17 protein-coding genes are annotated in these 19,483 nt (G+C 65.7%); 8 read left to right on the top strand and 9 right to left on the bottom strand.

From position 1 onward, the window contains the following. Positions 1-7: 7 nt before the first annotated feature. A complete protein-coding gene (gene metC / locus IED13_RS11255; protein ID WP_113254306.1) occupies positions 8-1,234 on the bottom strand; it encodes a cystathionine beta-lyase in 1,227 nt (408 codons plus the stop codon). Positions 1,235-1,463: 229 nt separating this feature from the next. Between metC and IED13_RS11250 the strand changes: the two genes are divergently transcribed. Beyond that, positions 1,464-2,150 (top strand): GntR family transcriptional regulator, encoded by a 687-nt coding sequence (locus tag IED13_RS11250; RefSeq protein ID WP_038362668.1) that lies wholly within the window; start codon positions 1,464-1,466, stop codon positions 2,148-2,150. A 33-nt stretch (positions 2,151-2,183) separates the two neighbouring features. Here the strand turns inward: IED13_RS11250 and IED13_RS11245 are convergent, their stop codons facing one another. The 5 genes from IED13_RS11245 to IED13_RS11225 form a co-directional block, all read right to left on the bottom strand. Continuing rightward, positions 2,184-2,789: a glutathione S-transferase family protein gene (locus IED13_RS11245; protein ID WP_113254378.1), complete on the bottom strand. Its 606-nt coding sequence runs from the start codon at positions 2,787-2,789 to the stop codon at positions 2,184-2,186. Between the two features lie 5 nt (positions 2,790-2,794). Continuing rightward, positions 2,795-4,150 (bottom strand): MmgE/PrpD family protein, encoded by a 1,356-nt coding sequence (locus IED13_RS11240; protein ID WP_191124226.1) that lies wholly within the window; start codon positions 4,148-4,150, stop codon positions 2,795-2,797. A 36-nt stretch (positions 4,151-4,186) separates the two neighbouring features. Next, positions 4,187-5,539, bottom strand: coding sequence for an MmgE/PrpD family protein (locus IED13_RS11235; RefSeq protein ID WP_191124225.1), 1,353 nt, complete (start codon positions 5,537-5,539; stop codon positions 4,187-4,189). 405 nt (positions 5,540-5,944) lie between these two features. Further along, entirely contained in the window at positions 5,945-6,928 is a 984-nt protein-coding gene (locus IED13_RS11230) for a Bug family tripartite tricarboxylate transporter substrate binding protein (protein WP_051988138.1), read from the bottom strand. Between the two features lie 118 nt (positions 6,929-7,046). Then, positions 7,047-7,964: a LysR family transcriptional regulator gene (locus IED13_RS11225; protein ID WP_038362676.1), complete on the bottom strand. Its 918-nt coding sequence runs from the start codon at positions 7,962-7,964 to the stop codon at positions 7,047-7,049. Positions 7,965-8,071: 107 nt separating this feature from the next. Here IED13_RS11225 and IED13_RS11220 point away from each other — a divergent pair, with 107 nt between their 5' ends. Further along, entirely contained in the window at positions 8,072-9,157 is a 1,086-nt protein-coding gene (locus IED13_RS11220; protein WP_191124224.1) for a 4-oxalomesaconate tautomerase, read from the top strand. Between the two features lie 20 nt (positions 9,158-9,177). Here IED13_RS11220 and IED13_RS11215 read toward each other — a convergent pair whose 3' ends face one another. Continuing rightward, on the bottom strand, positions 9,178-9,897 hold the full coding sequence (locus IED13_RS11215) for a GntR family transcriptional regulator (RefSeq protein WP_197062741.1): 720 nt from the start codon (positions 9,895-9,897) through the stop codon (positions 9,178-9,180). 175 nt (positions 9,898-10,072) lie between these two features. Then, positions 10,073-11,446 carry an MmgE/PrpD family protein gene (locus IED13_RS11210; protein WP_191124223.1) on the bottom strand — a complete coding sequence of 458 codons (1,374 nt, stop codon included), beginning with the start codon at positions 11,444-11,446 and terminating at the stop codon, positions 10,073-10,075. A 481-nt stretch (positions 11,447-11,927) separates the two neighbouring features. Here IED13_RS11210 and IED13_RS11205 point away from each other — a divergent pair, with 481 nt between their 5' ends. The 3 genes from IED13_RS11205 (at position 11,928) to IED13_RS11195 (ending at position 15,255) form a co-directional block, all read left to right on the top strand. Next, positions 11,928-12,941: a threonine ammonia-lyase gene (locus IED13_RS11205; RefSeq protein WP_191124222.1), complete on the top strand. Its 1,014-nt coding sequence runs from the start codon at positions 11,928-11,930 to the stop codon at positions 12,939-12,941. A gap of 196 nt (positions 12,942-13,137) precedes the next feature. Further along, positions 13,138-14,205, top strand: a complete 1,068-nt coding sequence (locus tag IED13_RS11200; protein WP_133561053.1) for a glutamate cyclase domain-containing protein — start codon at positions 13,138-13,140, stop codon at positions 14,203-14,205. 147 nt (positions 14,206-14,352) lie between these two features. Next, positions 14,353-15,255, top strand: a complete 903-nt coding sequence (locus tag IED13_RS11195) for a LysR family transcriptional regulator (RefSeq protein WP_191124221.1) — start codon at positions 14,353-14,355, stop codon at positions 15,253-15,255. Positions 15,256-15,277: 22 nt separating this feature from the next. Here IED13_RS11195 and IED13_RS11190 read toward each other — a convergent pair whose 3' ends face one another. Next, complete coding sequence (locus IED13_RS11190; protein WP_112761620.1) at positions 15,278-16,165, bottom strand: LysR family transcriptional regulator; 888 nt, start codon at positions 16,163-16,165, stop codon at positions 15,278-15,280. 275 nt (positions 16,166-16,440) lie between these two features. Here IED13_RS11190 and IED13_RS11185 point away from each other — a divergent pair, with 275 nt between their 5' ends. The 3 genes from IED13_RS11185 (at position 16,441) to IED13_RS11175 (ending at position 19,482) form a co-directional block, all read left to right on the top strand. After that, positions 16,441-17,256 (top strand): putative hydro-lyase, encoded by an 816-nt coding sequence (locus IED13_RS11185; protein WP_248311186.1) that lies wholly within the window; start codon positions 16,441-16,443, stop codon positions 17,254-17,256. A gap of 65 nt (positions 17,257-17,321) precedes the next feature. Further along, a complete protein-coding gene (locus tag IED13_RS11180) occupies positions 17,322-18,578 on the top strand; it encodes an ABC transporter substrate-binding protein (RefSeq protein WP_038362681.1) in 1,257 nt (418 codons plus the stop codon). Between the two features lie 25 nt (positions 18,579-18,603). Continuing rightward, complete coding sequence (locus tag IED13_RS11175) at positions 18,604-19,482, top strand: branched-chain amino acid ABC transporter permease (RefSeq protein WP_038362683.1); 879 nt, start codon at positions 18,604-18,606, stop codon at positions 19,480-19,482. The last annotated feature ends 1 nt before the right edge of the window (position 19,483 follow it).

The raw sequence follows: 19,483 nt of genomic DNA, 5'->3' as shown, positions 1-19,483 counted from the left end.
TCCTCGTTCAGCGACCGAGCCGCTCGAAACCCCGTTCGAGATCGTCGATCAGGTCGGAAACGTCCTCGAGGCCGACATGCACGCGCATACACTGGCCGGGTTCGCGCCAGGTCGTGGCCGAACGCAGGATGCGCGGATCGGTGGGAAGCAGCAGGCTTTCATAGCCGCCCCAGCTCGATCCCATGCCGAACAGGCGCAGACCGTCGACCATCGCCGCCAGCCGCTGGCGGTCCGTCTCGCGGATGACGAAGCCGAACAGCCCGGACGCGCCGGTGAAATGCGTCTTCCAAAGTTCGTGGCCGGGGTCGGTCTGGAGGGCCGGATACATGACGCGCGTCACTTCGGGCCGCTTCGCGAGCCAGTTGGCCAGTTCGAGCGCGTTGGCGTGGTGCTGCCGCATCCTGACCGAGATGGTGCGCAGACCTCGTTGCGCGAGATAGGCATCGTCCGGGCCGACACAGATGCCGAGCCGCTGCGCGAACCCTTTCACGCGCTCATAGCTCGTCTCGGAGCACGAGATCGTGCCGAGCATCAGGTCGGAATGACCTGAAATATATTTCGTGCCGGCCTGGACGGAGATGTCGACGCCCAGCGTCAGCGGCTTGAAGAAAACGCCGCCGGACCAGGTGTTGTCGACGACGGTTACGATGCCTCGCGGCCTGGCCGCGGCGACGATGGCCGTGATGTCCGTCATCTCGAATGTCAGCGACCCAGGCGCCTCCATCCAGATCAGCCGCGTGTTCGGCTTGATCAACCTGTCGATGCCGGAGCCGACCAGCGGATCGTAGAATTCGACCTCGACGCCGAAGCGGCGCAGGACGTCGTTACCGCAGTGACGACAGGGCCCGTAGACATTGTCGGCGATCAAGACGTGATCGCCGGGATCCAGATGGGCGAGCAGCGTCGTGGAAATGGCATTGGCGCCGGACGGGGTAAGCACCGTGCCGGCCGCCTCTTCCAGCGCCGAGACCGCATCCTCCAGCGCGAAGGTCGTCGGCGTTCCGCGCCGGCCGTAGCGGACCTTCGCTTCGGCCTTGGCGTCGAGCGCCGCCAGCGTCGGAAACAGGATGGTGGAGGCATGAAACACCGGTGGGTTGACGACGCCGAAATGCGCCGAGGGATCGCGCCCGGCATGGCAGATGACGGTATCCGGGCCGAGCCTGCGGTTCCGGTGGCCGTCCGTCGCGGCGGCGGGCTGGCTCGAGGCGATGTCGGATGGGGGCGAAAGGCTCATGCGTCACTCTTTCCTGACGAGCCGATGCGAGCACGGACAGAAGCGCGCGCTTCTCGACATTCGGCATGTAAATGCATACAATTGCATTTTACAGAGTGCAATCAAATTTATCGCGGCCTTTCCTTCTGTCGCTGTGCGTCGCCTGTTCAGGCGGCGTCCTTTTGCATAGGAAGGAAGAAGCTGATCGGGCTGCGGTCGGGGTGCGGCATAACGGAGCCGAAGACAGACGATGACCAAGTTGCCGAAAAGGGCGTCGACCGGAGGTCGCGACCTCGTCTTTGATGCATATGAGCGCATCCGCGCCCTCATTCAGAAGGGCGAACTCGCCATCGGCGAGCGCGTGACGGAGATCGGCCTGGCAACGATCCTGGGCATGTCGCGGACCCCGGTGCATGAAGCCATCGCCAGGCTCGAGACCGATGGCCTGCTGACCAACGAGCCGCGCCGCGGCCTGATTGTCACCGATCTCGACCATCAACAGATTGTCGAGCTCTACTTCATGCGCGAAGTGCTCGAAGGCGCCGCGGCGCGGCTGACTGCGCAGGCGGCCAGCGAGATCGAGCTTGCTACGTTCGCGGGGCTTGTCGAGGCCGAGGCTGGCGCCCTGGATGACGTCCAGCGGATGTCCGAGATCAACCGCAATTTCCGCCATCTGCTGGCCCTCTCATCGCATAATCGCTACCTGCTGCGCAGCCTCAACCAGCTCTCGGTCACGATGTCGCTGCTGCCGACGCTGATCGGCGAGAACGGCCGTGCGGCCGTATTGCATCGGCAGCACCGCGAGATAACCGAAGCATTGCTGCGCCGGGACGGGCTGGCTGCGGAGAGCCTGATCAAGGCTCAGGTGCGCTCGTCGCAGCAGCATCGCATGAGCATCATGCTGCGCGCCCATGCGAGCACGGGTACGCGCGGTTGAACGGCGGTCATGCCGGCGCATGCCGCGGTTTCATCAGCTCAGCGCTTCCGCGACATGCCGCCTGTATCCGTCACGGCCAGCGAGACGCTCGCGATAGGCCGCCAGTGACGGCAGATCGGGACGGGCTAGCGGGACGAGGAACCAGCGGTGGACAGCGGGCGCCAGGGCGATGTCCGCCAGTGTCAGGGATGGGCCGGCGAGATAGTCGTTTGCTTGGAAATGTCGGTCGAGCAGCGCGGCGTGGGCCGTCAACGCCTTGAGAGCCGCTTCCGCCGCCGCCGCGTCCTCGGCCTTCAAGGCGGTTCGGATCTTGCCCATCGCCGGCACGAAGGCGGTGGCCCCCCAATCCATCCACTGGTCGGCGCTCGCGCGTCCTGCCGCGTCCGGCGGCCAGATCGTCCCCTTGCCGTAGCGATTGCCCAGGTAGCGCAGAACCGCATTCGATTCCCAGACGACGGCGCCATCATCGACGACGGTCGGCACCTTCCCATGCGGGTTGAACGCGCGGTAATCGATCGCGTCCGTGCCGCCGAACCGCCCGCCGCATGCGATCAGCTCGTAGCCCACCCCGAGCTCGTCGAGGGCCCAGAAGGCCTTCGCGCAATTCGATGAATCGCGGCGTCCGTAGATTTTGAGCATCGTCTTCATCCTTGCTGGGTCGCGGTCATGATGCCTTCGATGCTGGGCGCCCGATCGAGCGCGAGAATGGCGCGGAACAGGCTGCGAGCGCGCTTCTCGTCCAGGCTCGCGCCGGCGCAATCGACGAATTTGGCCTCCAGCTCGTCGTCCGACATCGGATTGAGCGGCCCGCGGCCGAACTCGGTCGAGGCCGAGGCTTCGACGACGCGTCCGTCACCGAGCGTGACCTTGACGCGGCCGAGATATTCGTTTGGCTCGTCATGGGCGATGGACCGAGTCAGAGCGGCAAGGGACGCCGTATCGGCGTCGAGGAAGGTGCTGTCGTCGAAGTCGCCGAGGCGGACGATGCCGGCCGTCAGCGCCTTGGCGGTCAAAAATTGGACGCTGAACTTCGCTTCGAGCCCGGTCTTCGGCCGGGGGCGATCGGTGTGGGCGAGCCGGCGCCGGTGGGTCCATGTCTCGATCGCCGTGATCTCACCGGACCTGAAGGGGCCGTGCCGGCGGTGCAGGGTCAATGCCGCATCGATGGCGGAATGTGCGCTGCCGCAGCAGGGGTGCTGCTTGATCGCAATGCCGGGCGAGAGAACGTCCGGCGAAGTCAGCCAGTCGCCAAGCGCCCTCTGCGGATCGAAGGTTCCGGCGCCGTTCAACACGTTGAAGAAGCCGTATTCGTGTTCGAAGGCTGAATGGCTGGCCGTGACGCCCTGCTCGGAGAGTGTTGCAGCGAGCAACCCGTTATAGGCGGCCTGACCGACATGGAGGGGTTTGATCGGCGTCCCGAAATTGGACTTGAGGCCGCTTGCCATCGATACCGCGATCGCCAGTGCCGTGGCCATGCGCTCCGGATCGAGGCCCAGCAGATGGGCGCTCGCCGTGGCGGCGCCGAATACGCCGAGCGTGGCGGTCGGATGCCAGCCTTTCTCGTAATGATGCGGCATCACCGCCCTGGCGAGCCGCAATTCCAGCTCAACGCCTGCGAGATAGGCCGACAGGACAGCTCGTCCGGAAGAGCCGCGATCCTGCGCGAGCGCAAGCAGCGCGGGCACGACCGGCGCCGAAGGGTGACCACCCATGGTGGTGCTGCAATCGTCGAAGTCGAGAGCATGCGCCGCCGTACCGTTGATGACAGCGGCCTGCAGCGGGTGGCAGCGCCCGTGGCGGCCGATCTTGGTCGCGGGGCCGGCATCGGCGGCAATCTCCAGCGCGCGCTCGATGCCGTCAAGAAAGCCTGCCCGGCATCCGGCCAGCGCGGTCCCGATCGTATCCGCGAAGGCGCGCGCCGCCACGCGGCCCGCTTCCGGCGGCATCGTATCGAGCGTTATGGCGCTGGCGCGCCCTGCAAGTTCGAATGCGAAGCTCATGGAGTCCTCGTCGCTCAAAAGGCTGGGCCGGGCCGGTCAGACGCAGCTGGATTCTTGGATCAGCGCGGTCAGCTCACGGACGCTGTCGAGATCTTCGAGCCGCATGAGCATGTCGAAGCTGGCTTCGATTCCTGCGGCCGTCAGCGCGCGGCCGGCGCAATCGGTGTATTTCGCCCGCAACATGCCGTCCGGCAGCGGGGCTTCCGGCCCACGGCCGAGAGGGGAAGACACCGACGCAGCGAGGCGGGTGCCATCGCTCAGGACGACGACGATTTCAGCGCCATAGTCGTTGGCGTCGTCGCTATGCTCGTCTACGCCGATGAGTTCCATCACGCGCGTGACCTGCGGATCATAGAGCGCGTCATCCTCGAAATGCGAAAGCGTCACGGCGCCGTTCACCAACCCTCGCGCGACCGCGTAGGGCATCGAAAACTTGGCGTTGAGCGCGCTGGTCGCGGGGTTGCGTACATGCGGCAGCAGGCGTCTGCGGTGCATCCGCACTGTCACCGCGGCGATGCTGTCGGCGGTCAAACTCTCGCGGCGCCGGAGTTCGATGGCGGCATCGATCGCACCATGCACGCTGTAGACGCACGGGTATTTCTTGATGGAAATCCCCGGCGCCAGCAGATCGAGCGGCTGCCCCCACGCTTCCAGCATGCGATCCGCGTTGAAATGGCCCGTGCCGTTGAAGACCTCGAGAAATCCCTGGGGATGCTCGAAGGCTTCTGGCGAAGCCGGCACGCCTCCCGCGGCGAGAAGAGCGGCGAACAGCCCGTTGCGCGCGGCAAAGCCGGCATGCAGCGGCTTGGTCTGCGTGCCGAAATTCGCTTTGACGCCGCTGGCGAAGGATGCGGCCGTCGCCAGCGCATGGGCGAGCCTATCGGCGGGGAGGGCGAGCAGCCTCCCGCAGGCCGCAGCCGCGCCGAATATTCCGAGCGTGGCCGTCGGATGCCACCCCTTCTCGTAGTGATGGAAATTGACGCCTCGCGCGATGCGGGTCGCGGTCTCGACACCGACGATATAGGCGTCGAGCAGCTCGGCTCCTGTCGCGTCGCGCTGCTCGGCGAGGGCCAGCAGTGCCGGGATGATGATGACGGTCGGGTGGCCGGAGAGCGATTTGCTCGTGTCGTCGTAATCGAGCGCGTGGCCGGACGTGGCGTTGACATAGGCTGCTTCGAGGCGGCCGATCCGTGCCTTACGGCCGAGCACGAGGCAATCCCCGGCATTCGGTGAGGTGGCCAGCGCGATGTCCGTCGTCGCTGTCCGTGCGCCCAGCAGGGCGCAGCCGATCATGTCCGCGATGGCGTCCTTGGCCCATTTGCGAGCCATCGGATCGAAGCTGTGCGGATCGAGGGCAACGGAACGCTCCGCAATGTGCTGGACCAGCATCCGCAATTCTCCGAGGGACCAGATGGCGACGACAACCGTGTGCGCTGTACCGATATGCGCGACAGAGCGAATCTGTCTACTTCTGCATGCAAATGAATTCAATAGAGCTCAATTTGTCGCGAACAGGCAGCTGCCGCGCTCGGTAACGATGTGTCGGAGGGCGCAGTCGGGCGGGGGCTCGGCCTCGGGAGGCGGGGCCGCCGAGTTGACCGCGAGAAGCGGCCCGTGGCGCGCCAGGAGCGCGGCTGGCCAGTGACACCACTCGCGGAAAGCCTGCGGACAGTCGAACATGCGCAACGCCATGCCGCCTTGCCGCCGATGTGCGGTCGGCGCGGCGTCGGCAAAGGCGCAGGATCGCAAGGCGCGATCCTGCCAGGCCCGATAACGTCAGGCGTTTGCGGCGTTTCAGATCGACATGTTCGCGCTCTTGACCAGCTCTGCCCAGCGCCTGGATTCGGCACGCATCATCTCGGCGAAGGCCGCCGGCTCGTTGCCGATCGGCTCCGCGCCTTCGTTGCGCAGGCGCTCCTTGATCGTGTCGTTGTTGATCGTGCTGACCGTGGCGTCACGAAGAGCCTTGACGATGGACTCCGGGGTGCCCTTCGGCACGACGAGCCCGTACCAGGCCGTTGCCCGGTAATCCGGCCAGCCGAGTTCGGCCACGGTCGGAGTCTCGGGGAAGAGCTTGGTGCGCTGCGGGCTTGTGACGGCCAGCAGCCGCACGGACTTGCCCTCAATCAGACCAAGCACCGACGGAACGGTCGTCACCATGAAGTCGGTCTGTCCGGCGAGGAGGTCCGTCAAAGCTGGCCCGGCCCCGCGATAGGGAACGTGGACCGCATCGAATCCTGCAGTCCTGGCGAGCAGGACGGTGGCGAGATGGCTCGCCGAACCGTTGCCGGCAGAACCGTAGGTGAGCTTCCCGTTGTTCTTCTTCGCGTGATCGATCAGGTCCCGCGCGGTCTGGAACGATGATTTCGATGCCACCACCAACGCGAGCGGCGTATCGGAGATCAGAGTGACCGGATCGAAGGCTGTCAGCGGGTCAACCCGGACATTTTTGAACAGGTGGGGGTTGACGACCATGGGTCCCTGGTTGGCCAGCAGGACCGTGTAGCCGTCCGGCGGCGAGGAGGCGGCCTGTGCGGTGATGAGATTGCCACCGGCCGAGCCGTTGTTCTCGACGACCAGGGACTGGCCGAGCTTTTCACCGATGCCCTGCGCAACGAGCCGCGCGATGGCATCAGTTCCGCCGCCTGCCGCATAGGGGACAAGCAACTTCATCGGCCGCGTCGGAAAGGCAGCCTGCGACCGTGCGACGGTGCTGAGCGCGCTCCCTGCCGCCAGAGAAGCCGCGCCCAGAACCAAGCTCCTGCGAGTCAGATGCATCATTCGTCCCTCCCAAAGTCAGGGCGGCTGGTGGCCCCGTTATCGGAGCTTCTTTCAACGCAAAGGGCGAATTTGAGAAATGCGATAATTGATCCGATTGATGCGATATCCCTATCAATTATAGAAAGTTCGATCGCGGGTTCGCATTCCAGGTGTGGATCAGCATGTCCCTGAAGCGTTGGGCCGCAGGTGCAAGGCGCGCTTTCCGCCGCTCGACCAGGCCGATCGTTCGCGATACCGGCGGTGCGCCGATTGCCTTCGTCGCAATGACGGGGTGATCCTGCGGTGGCGTCGCGAGCCGGGGCAGCACCGAGACGCCAAGACCGCGCTCGACCAGTCCGAGCGACGTCGTCAGGTGGTTGACTTCGAACTTGAACGTCAGCCCCACGCCCTCCTTGGCGAGAGCGCTTTCCAGGATCATGCGGTTGCCGCTGGCGCGGCTGACCCCGATGAGCGTCTGGTCGGCAAGATCCTTCCAGGCCAGCTCCTGCCGAGCGGCGAGCGGATGATCACGCCTGCATGCGAGGACGAATGGGTCTTCGACGAGCGGTGTGAAAGCCAGGTCAGGGTCCGAGCTGCCGAGAAGATTGATGCCGAATTCGGCTTCGCCCCGTGCCACGCTCTCCAGGCCGTCATTTGCGGACAGATCGAGGATACGAAAGCGGATCAGCGGATAGATCGCGCTGAACGACTCGATGGCGCGTGGCAGGAAGTAGAAGGCGGCCGTCGGCACGCAAGCGATGGTGACCTGACCGTATTGCCGCCCGGCGACACCCGTGATGCCGAGCAGAGATTCCTCAAATTCGTCGAGCAGGCGACGGGCCAGCGGCGCGAAGGACCGGCCGACGCTCGTGGGTCCGACTCTGCGCGTCGTTCTTTCCAGCAGCGGCGCGCCGACCGCGGCTTCCAGCGCCTGCACGCGACGGGACAGGGCGGGCTGCGAGATGTTGAGCATCTCAGCCGCTTTGTGGAAGCCGCCCAGCTCGAGCACGGCGAGAAAGGCGCGGATATCGAGCAGTTCAAAATTGATGCGCATTACAGATCAATGATCGAAATTTTTGCATTTCACAACATGATGGGGGTGGCAGATATCGCTTTTCCAGTTGCCGTCGATCTCGGCGGAAGCTGCTGGAAGGAGCCGCGATGGCGACCCAACTTCGCATTCCATGCACACTCATGCGCGGCGGCACGTCGCGCGGTCCTGTTTTCCTCGCTTCCGACCTGCCGGCCGATCCCACTCTGCGTGGCGAGATTTTGCTGTCGGTCCTGGGGTCGGGCAATGAGCTTCAGATCAACGGGCTCGGTGGCGGCAACCCTCTGACAAGCAAGGTCGCCATCGTGGGGCCATCGACTCACCCCCGCGCCGATGTCGACTATCTCTTCGCCCAGGTGAAGGTCATCGAAAGGATCGTCGACACCTCCCCGAACTGCGGGAACATGCTGTCGACGGTTGCGCCCTTTGCCATAGAGAAGGGACTCGTTCAGGGCCAAATCGGCCGCACACGCGTCGTCATTCACAACGTCAACACCGGCCAACTCATCGCCGCCACGGTGCTGACCCCTGACGGGCGGCCCACTTACGATGGCGACACGGTCATCGACGGCGTTCCAGGCAGCGGCGCGCCGGTCGAACTGGAATTTCTAGGCGTCGCTGGCGCCAAGACCGGAATGCTGTTGCCGACGGGATCGGCCGTCGACAGAATCGACGGCGTCGAAGTCTCCTGTATCGACGCTGCGATGCCTCTGGTCGTGATCGAAGCCACCGCGCTGGGGAAGACCGGCGGCGAGTTGTCGGCGGACTTGGATGGCGACCGGTCGTTCATGGATCGTCTGGAGAGGATCCGACTGGAAGCCGGCAGGCGAATGGGGCTGGGAGACGTGTCCGGCCTCGTCATTCCAAAACCCGTGTTGATCGGGCCGCCGCAGAAAGGCGGCACGCTCACGGCGCGCTACTTCATGCCGCACTCCTGCCACAAGGCTTTCGCCGTGACCGGCGCCGTCGGTCTCGGCACGGCCTGCGGCACGCCGGGCACGCTGGCGCATCGTCTCGTCGGAGAGGCCAGCCTGCCCCGCAGCGTGACGATCGAGCATCCGTCGGGGCGCATCGAGGTCGTCATCGACCGACGGGAAGGCGCAGCCACCGCCGCCGTGCTCAGAACGACCAAGCCTATCCTGGAGGGCATCGCCTTCGCCCAAATTCCAGACCGGCCGGCGCCCCTCGCGGCCTGATGCTCTCTGGGGAGTTTCGTCTAGTTCTGTAGCCTGCCGATCGTCTGCAACAGACGGTGCTGCAAGGATGACCGTACATGGGCGCGGGCGGCGGATTCGGCTCGCTCGCTGTCGCGCTCCAACAATGCCGCGACGATGGCGCGATGCTCCGACGCCGCAGATCGCGCGCGATCGCCCATTGCGAGGAGACTCGGCAAGAGGGACATCGTGATGCCGAGTTGCGTCAGGCTGCGGAGCAGATAGCGGTTATGCGCGGCAAGCGCGATCATGTTGTGGATTTTGACGTTTATATCGCTGAGAGCGTCCAGGGTTACGCCCGGCTCGGATTCGAGCGCGCTCAGGGCGGAGATCGTTTCCAGCTCGATGTCGCTGGCGCTCTGGGCCGCCAGGCGCGCTGCAGCGCCCTCGAGCACCTCCCTCATAAAATAAAGTTCGACCACCTGCTGATGGTTGAGGTTGGAGACGATCAACCCGCGCCGGGGCTCGTTCGTCAGCAAGCCGTCGGCTTCGAGACGAAGGATGGCATCGCGCACGGGCGTCCGCGACACGCCGAAACGGGCCGCGAGATCGACCTCCGTGACGCGCTCGCCGATGGGAAGCGTGCCTTTGCGGATGGCATCGCGCACCTTGATCTGGATATCGGAGGCCAGATCGCCGCTGCCGCTGATCTGATGATCGGTCGTGTCGGCCGAAGTTGGTCGCCGTTTGCCGCTGGTCCGGACTTTGACTGGCTTCGCCAACCTGCAAACCTTTCATCGCCTGACGGCGCGCATCGGCCGGGCCGAGACGCCGGCCACTGCCGGACAGAGGCTCGGCGCAACCGCCGAGCCTGAGCAGTGCGGTTAGCACGGATGCCCGAAACCGGCCAAGATGCCACGGGCCTGACCGCTCTGAGGGCGGCCCAGGCGATGGGCTTCAGTGCTGCCGGGCCTCAAGCAAGGCGGAAATTCTTGGAATAGACAGCCTGTCGTTCGTGGCGAAGCCCGTGACCGCCTTGAACAGCTCGTCTGCCCTCTCGTCTCCCAGAACCGGCGCGACAAGCCCTTCGAACTTGTCTTGAATCTGGGCCCAGTTCAGCGGCCGGTCGGGGTGACCGAGGACGATATCGACCGAGGCCTCCATCTGCTGCCCGTCCGAGAGATCGATCAGCAGCTTCGCGGCCACCTCCGACTGCCCCTTGACGGGAATGCACTCGATTTTGGGCAGAAGTTCCGAAACCGCCGGATCCGCAACCATCTCATCGGTAAAATCGAAAGCGGAGAGGCGGTACCCGGCGAGGCCCATGGCAATGCAGCAATAGGTGCTGAAACGGGCTTCCAGGCCCGTTCTGGGCGCGGGGTTGCCTGCGGCCACCAGCGCAATCGGATTGACGAAGGCCTGGATCCTGGTGACCGTCCTGTTCCCGACCTGATCCTTGACGCTCAGGGCGGCTTCAGCCGCGGCATGCGTCGCGCGGCAGCTCGCGAAGCGCTTGTAGCCATTGCGCAGGACGTACCACTGTTCGTCGAAGTCCAGCTCCGGCAGCACAAACTCCGCTCCCTTCAGGAAGCTCGGCAGCAGCCCCTTGTCGCGCTCGAAGAGGTTCTGCCCGGACACGAAGCCCGAACGCGCCATTTCTGCGGCCATAACGCCGTCCATGGCTGCCTTGCCCGCATGGAACGGCTTGGAATGTGTGCCGAACGAGCCGACGAGCCCGCCTGCGGTTGTGGCGGCGACACCGAGCGCGTTCGCCACCTGATCCTGGTCGAGATCCAGGAGAACGCTCGCACTGGCCGCGGCACCGGCTCGGCCGAATATCGATGTCGGGTGGAAGCCATGGTGCTGAAGCGTGCGGCCCACACCCTGCTGCCCCCCGCCGCCGAGCCGCGCCATGACTTCATATCCGGTGACGAAAGCGCGGAGGGCGGTCTCGTCGTCGACCTCGTGATGTTCCGCCAGGCTGAGCGCGGCCGACCAGCAGGGGCCGCTGGGATGTCCGCCGCCGGCGTAGTGCACGTCGTCGAGGTCCATGGCGTGGGTCATGGTTCCGTTGAGCAATGCCGCGATCGCCGGCTGGGTTTTCGACCCTAGAAAGATGCGCGCTCCGCCCGGCGCGTTCCAGTTGGCGGCGACCGCGCGGAGGGCTTCGACGGCGCCGTCCTGATGGCCGGCCACCGAGACGGCGATGAAGTCGGCGAGAGCTTGCCTGCCGGCATCCCGCACCGCTTCCGGCAGGACTCGTCCGCGTGCGCCGGCGACGAAACTCGCCAGCTTTTCAGAGCGGTTCTGTTCGAAAGACTGCTCGCTCATTGATCACCTCCAGCGGCTCGACCGACCTCAGGCAGCGCCGTAGCCTCATCGGGGCATATCGTGCTGACGTCGCACGTCAAGTACAAATGTATGCAGGTGCATGTTGATTTGTTTCGGGGCTCGTTTGGCTGGTCTTTTCAACTACGATCATGCCGGAGAATCGTTCGAGAGCCGGGCTGAAGACGGACTGGCCGGTAGATCGCTCGACGCTTGATCGGGCTACACCGCGACCTGCGCCGCCAGGCTGGGCGGCGCATGGGCTCGCGTTGGAGGGGGCGGCGGCCCCGTCTCTTGGCGCTCGCGGCAGTTAACCTGACAACGCCGTGCGACCAGCGGTGCAGCTGAACGGTTCGCGCTAAGCGTCCAATTCGGCGCCGCCCAATCGATAAGCAGACCTTATCCACTCCCATCGCGATTGAGAATTTGACCGCCTTGCGGATTTAAATAGCTTGTTTGGAGAATTACTGTCGGGATAAAATAAATGAGCGGAAGATCTCAAGTAAAGATCAGTGAAGATCTTCGGCTTTGTGTCGAGTTTCGTGACGTCGCAGCGGCGGCTCTTCGGATCTCCGACCATGTCGTCAAAACGCCGCTCATCGCGAATGACGAGCTTGATCGCATCCTCTCCGCAAAAGTCCTGTTGAAGGCCGAGACGCTGCAGACCACGGGTTCGTTCAAGTTCCGCGGCGCGCTCAACCGCGTCTTGCGCATGACCCCGGCCGAGCGGAAGGGCGGCATCGTCGCCTGGTCCTCGGGCAACCATGCGCTGGCGATCTCCGCCGTCGCTGCGCGCAACGGCATCAAGGCGACGATCCTGATGCCCTCGGACGCGCCGCGCACCAAGATCGAGGGCGCCGAGCGGTTCGGCGGTACGGTACGCCTCTATGATCGCGCGACGGAAGTGCGCGAGACGATCGGGGCCGAGATCGCGGCCGCCACCGGCGCCGTGATCATCCCACCCTATGACGATCCCGACATCATGGCGGGGCAGGGTACGGTCGCGCTGGAACTCGCCGAGCAGGCTCGCGAGCGCGGCGTTTCGCTCGAGATGCTCGCGGTGAGCTGCAGCGGTGGCGGGCTGGCGGCGGGCTGCGTCATCGCGATGAACGGCGCCTCCCCCGATACGCGCGTGTTCTGCGTGGAGCCCGCCGGTTTCGACGACACCGCCCGCTCGCTCGCATCGGGCCGGCGCGAGAGCAATGCGCCCGGCGCCCGGAGCCTGTGCGACGCGCTGCAGGTCGCGACCCCCGGAGAGCTGACCTTCCCGGTCAACCAGGCGCTGCTGGCCGGTGCCGTCGCCGTCACCGATGACGAGGTCCGCCGCGCCATGCGGCTCGCCTATGATTTGCTAAAGCTGGTGGTCGAGCCCGGCGGCGTCGCCCCCCTGGCCGCGGCGCTCGCCGGCAAGCTCGACGTTGCCGGCAAGACCGTTGCTCTGGTGCTGAGCGGCGGGAATGTCGACCACGACACATTCGCCCGGTGCATCGCCGTCTGAGCTCCTGTTTGGAAACTCACTTTTCATCCCGAGAAGCTGCAAAGCAGCCTCTCGAAGGATGATTCCAAATGATTCCGGAGCCTCCTCAAGCCTCCTTTGAACGCCCTTTCTGACGGAATGGCTGCTCGGGATGAGGGTTGAGGGAATGTCCAGAAAGGCTCTGAAACCTTCCGTTCCTGAAAGATACCGAACCGCCATGCTGTCGAAAGAAACGCCGCTCTACGGTCGCCTCGCCGCCACGATCGACCGCTTCATGACGATCGACCTCACCGGCGTCGGCCTGATCGACCATCTCCGCGGCGCGCTCGAACGGCGTCAGCAGGGGCCGATCTGCATGGGCGCGGCCGAGATCATCGTGAACAGGGTCAGGGAGAAGGGCGGCCCCGTCCTGATCGCGACCGGCTTCCCGGAGGGTGGCGGCGTGCCGGAGACCGATGGCCCGGTCGGCGCGGCGCTGCTGGCGCGAGCGCTGTTCCTCGGGCTCGGCGTCGAAAGCGTCATCGTCGTCGACGAGGATTGGGAGGCGATGATGCGCCAGACCTGCCTCGGCGCCGGCCTCGCCCCGATGCCGTTCCCCGTCTCGGGCGTGATCGAGCCGATCGCCTTCCTGCGCCCGGTCTATATCCGCACGGTACCGAAGGACGCCGAGGGCTGCCGGGCGGTGAGCGACGATCTGCTGGAACGGACACGCCCCAGCCTGATGATCGCGATCGAGCGCCCCGGCGCCAATGCGAACGGGCTCTATCACGGCCTCGGCGGGCGCCCGCTCGACGGCATGGTCGGCGATCTCGACTATCTGTTCCGCACCGGAAAGGAGCTCGGCCTGCCCTTCATCGGTATCGGCGACGGCGGCAACGAGCTGGGCATGGGCGTGCTTGCCGAGGATCTGCCGGGCTTCTCGCCCAAGGCCGCTGATTGCGGCATTCCCGGCCGGGGCGGCGTCGCGGCAGCGACGGCGGCGAGCCATCTCGTGATCTCCAATGTCTCGAACTGGGGCGCGACCGGCATCATCGCGGCGCTTGCGGGGTTGCTGGAGAACGAGGTCGTGTTCCATGAGCCGGAGCTCGAAACGCGCTGCATCGAGCAATGCGTCGCTGGGGGCGGCGTCGACGGCATGTTCATGGCGCCGGAGCCGGCGGTCGACGGCATCTCCGCCCGCGAATGGGAAGGGCTCGTGCGCAGCCTGCGGGGCTCGGTGCTGCGCGCGCTGGGGCATTCGGTCAACTGGAAGGGCGATCGCGGCGACTGGCGGCAGGTGAAGTGACCGGGGCGGGCCGGCATCGCGTCGGATGCTTGGAACCGGATGCGTGAAGCGCCGCCGCAGTCCCAGGCGAGGGGCCAATCATGCTAGCCTGCCCGGAGCGGCCGGCAGCGATCGGCCGGCCGGCAAGCGAGCGGGGCGCCGCCTGAGATGACCGATTTCCGCAGCCTCGAGCTGTTCTACTGGGTCGCGGAGCTGAACAGCTTCAGCCGCGCGGCCGAGCGCGCCAACACCACGCAGCCCTCGGTCTCGCAGCGGATCGCGGCGCTGGAGGCGGAGCTCGGCGTCAAATTGTTCGAGCGCAACGCCCGTTCGATCAGCCTGACCCATCAGGGCCGCAAGCTCGTCCAATATGCGGAGCGCTTTCTGCTGCTGCGCACGGAGATGCTGGCCGAGGTCGGCTCGGCTGTCGCCATGAAGGGCATCGTCAGGCTGGGCGTGTCGGAGACCATCGCGCAGACCTGGCTCAGCCGGTTCATGGAGCGCGCGCATGCTGTCTATCCCAACATCGTCATCGATCTGACGGTGGACGTGTCGCCGGCAATGCGCGACCTGCTCGCCCGCGGCGACCTCGACCTCGCCTTCATGCTCGGCCCGATCGACGACCTGACCATGGCGAGCTGCGACCTATGCGCCTATTCGCTGGCCGTGATCGCCTCCCCGGATATGGTGCTCGGCGAGGAGCCGCTCAGCATCGCCGAGCTTCGCAATTTCCCGATGATCACCTACCCCAAGGCGACGGCGCCCTATCCGCGCCTACGCGAGGCGCTGAACGATCCGTCCCTGCCGCCGCCGCGCATCTTCGGCAACTCGTCTCTGACGACCATCGTCCAGATGACGCTCGACAGGATCGGCGTCAGCGTGATCCCGCCGGTCGTGGTGCAGCGCGAATTGAAGGAAGGCCGGCTGCGTATCGTCAAGACGGTGCTGGACCTGCCGGATCTGGTCTTCACCGCTGCCTTTCCGCTGACGCTGAGCGGCAGCCTCGCACGCCCGATGGCCGAGCTCGCCCAGGACATCGCGCGCAGCTACGAGGCGAGCCGCGCCTTCTGAAAGGCGGAGCTCGCAGCCCCCCTCAAGCTCGGTCGATCCCGAGCCGCGCGGCCACCCACAGGACCTCGTCGGCAAAGGCCCGGACCAGGGGCTGACGCCGCGAAACCTTCGGCCAGATCAGCCCGATCGAGCGCTTCGGCGCATCCACGATCGGCAACTTCCGGACATCGACGCCCTGCGGCCAGGGCGGCAGCCAGTCCGGGATGAGCGCGACACCGAGCCCTCTATGAACCAGGATGGTGATCGCCTCGATCGAATCAAGCTCGTGGAATTCGCGCGGCACGATGCGCTTCGAGCGCAGATATTGCTCGACGACGCGGCCGCCCCAATGGTTGCGGTCGTAGCGGATGAAGGGCTCGGTCTTGAGCAGCAGCCCGGGGTCGCTTTCCGCGGTCTCCCGCGGCGTGATCAGGAGCAGCGGCTCCTGCCGCAGCTGCGTCCATTCCAGGGTCTTCGGCATCGCGAAGGCCGGCTGGACGATGATGGCCGTGTCGAGCTCGCCGGCGGCCAGCTTGGCATAGAGATCCGTCGACGTACCCGGCAGGATGTAAAGCTCGATGCCCGGTCGGTTGCGCTGCAGCGCCAGCATCACATCCGGCATGAGGCCGCTCAGCACCGTGTGGATCACGCCGACCCGCAGCAGCCCGACATCCTGGCGCCCCGCCGCTGCTGCCTTGATATGGGACACCGTGCCGACGACGAAGCGGGCATCCTCCAGGATCGCGGCGCAGGCGGCCGTCACGCACATCGCATTGCCCGAGCGATGGATCAAAGGCGCGCCGATCTCGCCTTCCAGCACCTTGATCCGCTGCATCACGGCGGAGGGCGTCAGGTTCAGCGCTCGTGCGGTCCGCGTGAGCGATCCCGTCTCCGCGACAGTCAGCAGGGTCTGCAGGAAGCGCGTATCCATTTGTAGTTTTTCTTAAAACTGAAAGCAGAGAAACGCATTTTTCATTTTGTTCGCGGTGCGTCAAATTTAATGCGCTGCACAAGACGCGGAGCCTCCGCGCGGCTGTCCGATCACGGACCCGTCTGCCCGGAAGGACGGCAGCCGGCCGGCCTTCCGGCATAACGGCCCGTTATGGCGATCGATACGGATTCACGATTGGACGTGTGCGCCGGACGGTGCGCCCATGATGCAACGAATGGGATGAGGGGATGGCGGAGACGATGAGCAGGCCGACGATGATGCCCGCATCGCAGCATGCGGCCGGCGCGTTCGACATCGGCTCGGCCCTGTCGGTCCGGCTCGCCTGTCGCAGCGGAGCGCTGAAGGGAACGACCTCGGGCCTGGCGCCGGGCTTCGTCCAGGGCAATCTCGCCATCCTGCCGGCCGATCTCGCCGGCGATTTCCTGCGCTTCTGCCAAGCCAATCCGCGTCCTTGCCCCATCATCGGCGTGTCCGATGTCGGTAGCCCGCTGGTGCCGGTCCTCGGCCGGGATCTCGACATCCGCACCGATTTTCCGGGCTATCGCGTCTGGGAGAATGGCGAGCTCGTCGCCGAGACCGGCGATGTCGGCCAGTATTGGCGCGACGACCTCGTCTCCTTCGTCATCGGCTGCTCGCTCTCCTTCGAGGAAGCGCTGCTCGACGAAGGCATTCCGCTGCGCCATGTCGAGCGCGGCCTGCGCGTGCCGATGTTCCGGACCAGCATCGACTGCGTTCCTGCCGGCCCCTTCAGCGGCCCGATGGTCGTCTCCATGCGCCCCCTCAAGGCCGCCCATGCGATCCGGGCGATTCAGGTCACCTCGCGCTTCCCTGCCGTGCACGGCGCGCCGGTGCATATCGGAGACCCGGCCCTGATCGGCATCAGGGACGTCTCGCAGCCCGATTATGGCGACGCCGTCGAGGTGCTGCCCGGCGAGCTGCCGGTGTTCTGGGCCTGCGGCGTCACCCCGCAATCCGTCATCGCCAAAGTGAAGCCGCCCTTCGCGATCACCCATGCGCCCGGCTGCATGCTCGTGACCGACCGGCGCAACACGGAGTTCGCCGTCATCTGATCTCCACCACCACCCTGCCGGCCGAAAAAGAGCCGCGCAGCCATCAAAAAAGAGGGGTTTAAGTCATGAATCGTAGAGAATTGCTCCTGGCGGGCGTGTCCGCTGCCGCCGCCGGCTCGCTGGCCTATCCCGGCACGTCCCGGGCGCAGGCGCCCAAGGAAGTCACCATCGGCGTGATCTACCCGATGTCCGGGGCGAGCGCGCAGGTCGGCATCGACGCGCGCAACGCCTTCGAAACCGCGCTCGACATCATCAACAACGACCACCAGCTCGATCTCGTCGCCGCCAAGGGCGCTGGCCTTGCCGCGTTGGGCGGGGCCAAGATCCGCCTCGTCTTCGCCGATCACCAGGCCGATCCGCAGAAGGGCAGGGCCGAGGCCGAGCGCCTGATCACGCAGGAGAAGGTCTCGGCCATCATCGGCTGCTACCAGTCCTCCGTCTCCGCCACGGTCAGCGCCGTCACCGAGCGCTACGGCGTCCCCTTCCTGTGCGCCGACTCCTCCTCGCCGAGCCTGCAGCGCCGCAATATGAAGTTCTTCTTCCGTCCGGCCGCCCAGGACGAGATGTTCTCGGCCGCGATGTTCGACTTCTTCGACGCGCAGAAGAAGAAGGGCAAGAAGATCGACAGCGTCGGGCTGTTCTTCGAGGATACGATCTTCGGCGTCGATTCCTCGAACACGCAGCGCAAGCTCGCCAATGACCGCGGCTACAAGATCGCCGCCGACGTCAAATACCGCACCAACTCGCCGTCCCTGACGGCCGAGGTGCAGCAGCTGAAGAGCGCCGACCCCGACGTTCTGATGCCCTCGACCTACACCACCGACGCGATGCTGCTGGTCAAGACGATGGCGGAGCTCGGCTTCAAGCCGAAGAACCTCGTCGCGCAGGCCAGCGGCTTCTCCGAGCAGGTCACCTACGATGCCGTCGGCGACAAGCTGAAGGGCGCCATCACCCGGGCCAGCTTCTCGCTCGATCTCGCGGCGAAGCGCCCGTTCATCAAGACCGTCAACGACATGTTCAAGGCGCGCTCGACCCGCGATCTGAACGACAACACCTCGCGCCAGTTCATGGGGCTGCTGCTGCTGGCCGAGGCGATCAACCGCGCCGGCTCGCTCGAAGGCCCGAAGGTCCGCGACGCGCTCGCCGCCACCGACATTCCCGGCACGAGCACGATCATGCCCTGGGCGCGCGTGAAATACGGGCCGGACGGCCAGAACCCGGAGGCCAGCCCGGTTCTGCTGCAATATCTCGGCGACAAATTCGTCACCATCTTCCCGAGCGAGGTCGCGATCGCGGATGCGATCTGGCCGATGAACGGCTGACCCTCACTTCAGGAAGGAATCCGGCATGACGACGCAAGCACTCCTCCAGGTGCTTGCGAGCGGCCTGCTCATGGGGCTGATCTACGCCCTGATCGCAGTCGGCCTCTCGCTCATCTTCGGCTTGATGGATGTGGTGAACTTCGCCCATGGCGAGTTCCTGATGACGGCGATGTATGTCGTCTTCGGGCTCTTCCTGTTCACCGCGCTCGATCCCGTGCTGTTCGCCCCTGTCGCCGCCGCGGTGCTCTTCTGCGTCGGCGCGCTGGCCTATCTCGGCATCGTCCGCTTCGCGATGCGGGCGAAGGCCAATCAGGGCATGGTGCAGATCTTCGCGACCTTCGGCCTGGCGACGCTGCTGCAGGGCGCAGCCCAGTATTTCCTGACGCCCGACTATCGCAGCATCGGCAACTCCTGGCTCGGCGGCAAGACGCTCGACCTCGGCGGCGTCTTCCTGCCCTGGCCGCAGATGTTCGGCGGGCTGGTTTCGATCGCGGCCTTCGGCGGGCTCTACCTGCTGATGTCGCGCACCGATTTCGGCAAGGCGCTGGAGGCGACGCGCGAGGACCAGGGCGCCGTCGCACTGGTCGGCATCGACCGCAACCGCGTCTTCGCGCTGGGCTGGGGGCTGGGGGCCGCGCTCGTCGGCCTTGCCGGCGCGGTGCTCGCGATCTTCTATTACATCCACCCGCAGGTCGGCGCGACCTTCGGCCTGATCGCCTATGTCACCGTGGCGCTCGGCGGCTTCGGCAGCGTCTTCGGCGCGCTGGTCGCCGGCGTCATCGTCGGCCTGGTCGAGGCGCTCACCGCGGCGTTCCTGCCTCCCGCCATGAAATCCCTCGGCATCTTCGCGCTCTATCTCGGCGTCGTCTTCATCCGGCCGAGCGGCCTGTTCGGAAAGCTGTGAC

Source organism: Allobosea spartocytisi (assembly GCF_014764685.1).
In the GTDB taxonomy this organism is placed as follows: Bacteria; Pseudomonadota; Alphaproteobacteria; order Rhizobiales; family Beijerinckiaceae; genus Allobosea; species Allobosea spartocytisi.
This window is presented reverse-complemented; position numbering and strand designations above follow the sequence as displayed.

What these genes read in the sequence shown, in the direction of transcription:
- metC (WP_113254306.1), bottom strand. Translation starts at nt 1,234, where the DNA reads ATGAGCCTTTCGCCCCCATCCGACATCGCCTCGAGCCAGCCCGCCGCC.
- IED13_RS11250 (WP_038362668.1), top strand. Translation starts at nt 1,464, where the DNA reads ATGACCAAGTTGCCGAAAAGGGCGTCGACCGGAGGTCGCGACCTCGTC.
- IED13_RS11245 (WP_113254378.1), bottom strand. Translation starts at nt 2,789, where the DNA reads ATGCTCAAAATCTACGGACGCCGCGATTCATCGAATTGCGCGAAGGCC.
- IED13_RS11240 (WP_191124226.1), bottom strand. Translation starts at nt 4,150, where the DNA reads ATGAGCTTCGCATTCGAACTTGCAGGGCGCGCCAGCGCCATAACGCTC.
- IED13_RS11235 (WP_191124225.1), bottom strand. Translation starts at nt 5,539, where the DNA reads ATGCTGGTCCAGCACATTGCGGAGCGTTCCGTTGCCCTCGATCCGCAC.
- IED13_RS11230 (WP_051988138.1), bottom strand. Translation starts at nt 6,928, where the DNA reads ATGCATCTGACTCGCAGGAGCTTGGTTCTGGGCGCGGCTTCTCTGGCG.
- IED13_RS11225 (WP_038362676.1), bottom strand. Translation starts at nt 7,964, where the DNA reads ATGCGCATCAATTTTGAACTGCTCGATATCCGCGCCTTTCTCGCCGTG.
- IED13_RS11220 (WP_191124224.1), top strand. Translation starts at nt 8,072, where the DNA reads ATGGCGACCCAACTTCGCATTCCATGCACACTCATGCGCGGCGGCACG.
- IED13_RS11210 (WP_191124223.1), bottom strand. Translation starts at nt 11,446, where the DNA reads ATGAGCGAGCAGTCTTTCGAACAGAACCGCTCTGAAAAGCTGGCGAGT.
- IED13_RS11205 (WP_191124222.1), top strand. Translation starts at nt 11,928, where the DNA reads ATGAGCGGAAGATCTCAAGTAAAGATCAGTGAAGATCTTCGGCTTTGT.
- IED13_RS11200 (WP_133561053.1), top strand. Translation starts at nt 13,138, where the DNA reads ATGCTGTCGAAAGAAACGCCGCTCTACGGTCGCCTCGCCGCCACGATC.
- IED13_RS11195 (WP_191124221.1), top strand. Translation starts at nt 14,353, where the DNA reads ATGACCGATTTCCGCAGCCTCGAGCTGTTCTACTGGGTCGCGGAGCTG.
- IED13_RS11190 (WP_112761620.1), bottom strand. Translation starts at nt 16,165, where the DNA reads ATGGATACGCGCTTCCTGCAGACCCTGCTGACTGTCGCGGAGACGGGA.
- IED13_RS11185 (WP_248311186.1), top strand. Translation starts at nt 16,441, where the DNA reads ATGATGCCCGCATCGCAGCATGCGGCCGGCGCGTTCGACATCGGCTCG.
- IED13_RS11180 (WP_038362681.1), top strand. Translation starts at nt 17,322, where the DNA reads ATGAATCGTAGAGAATTGCTCCTGGCGGGCGTGTCCGCTGCCGCCGCC.
- IED13_RS11175 (WP_038362683.1), top strand. Translation starts at nt 18,604, where the DNA reads ATGACGACGCAAGCACTCCTCCAGGTGCTTGCGAGCGGCCTGCTCATG.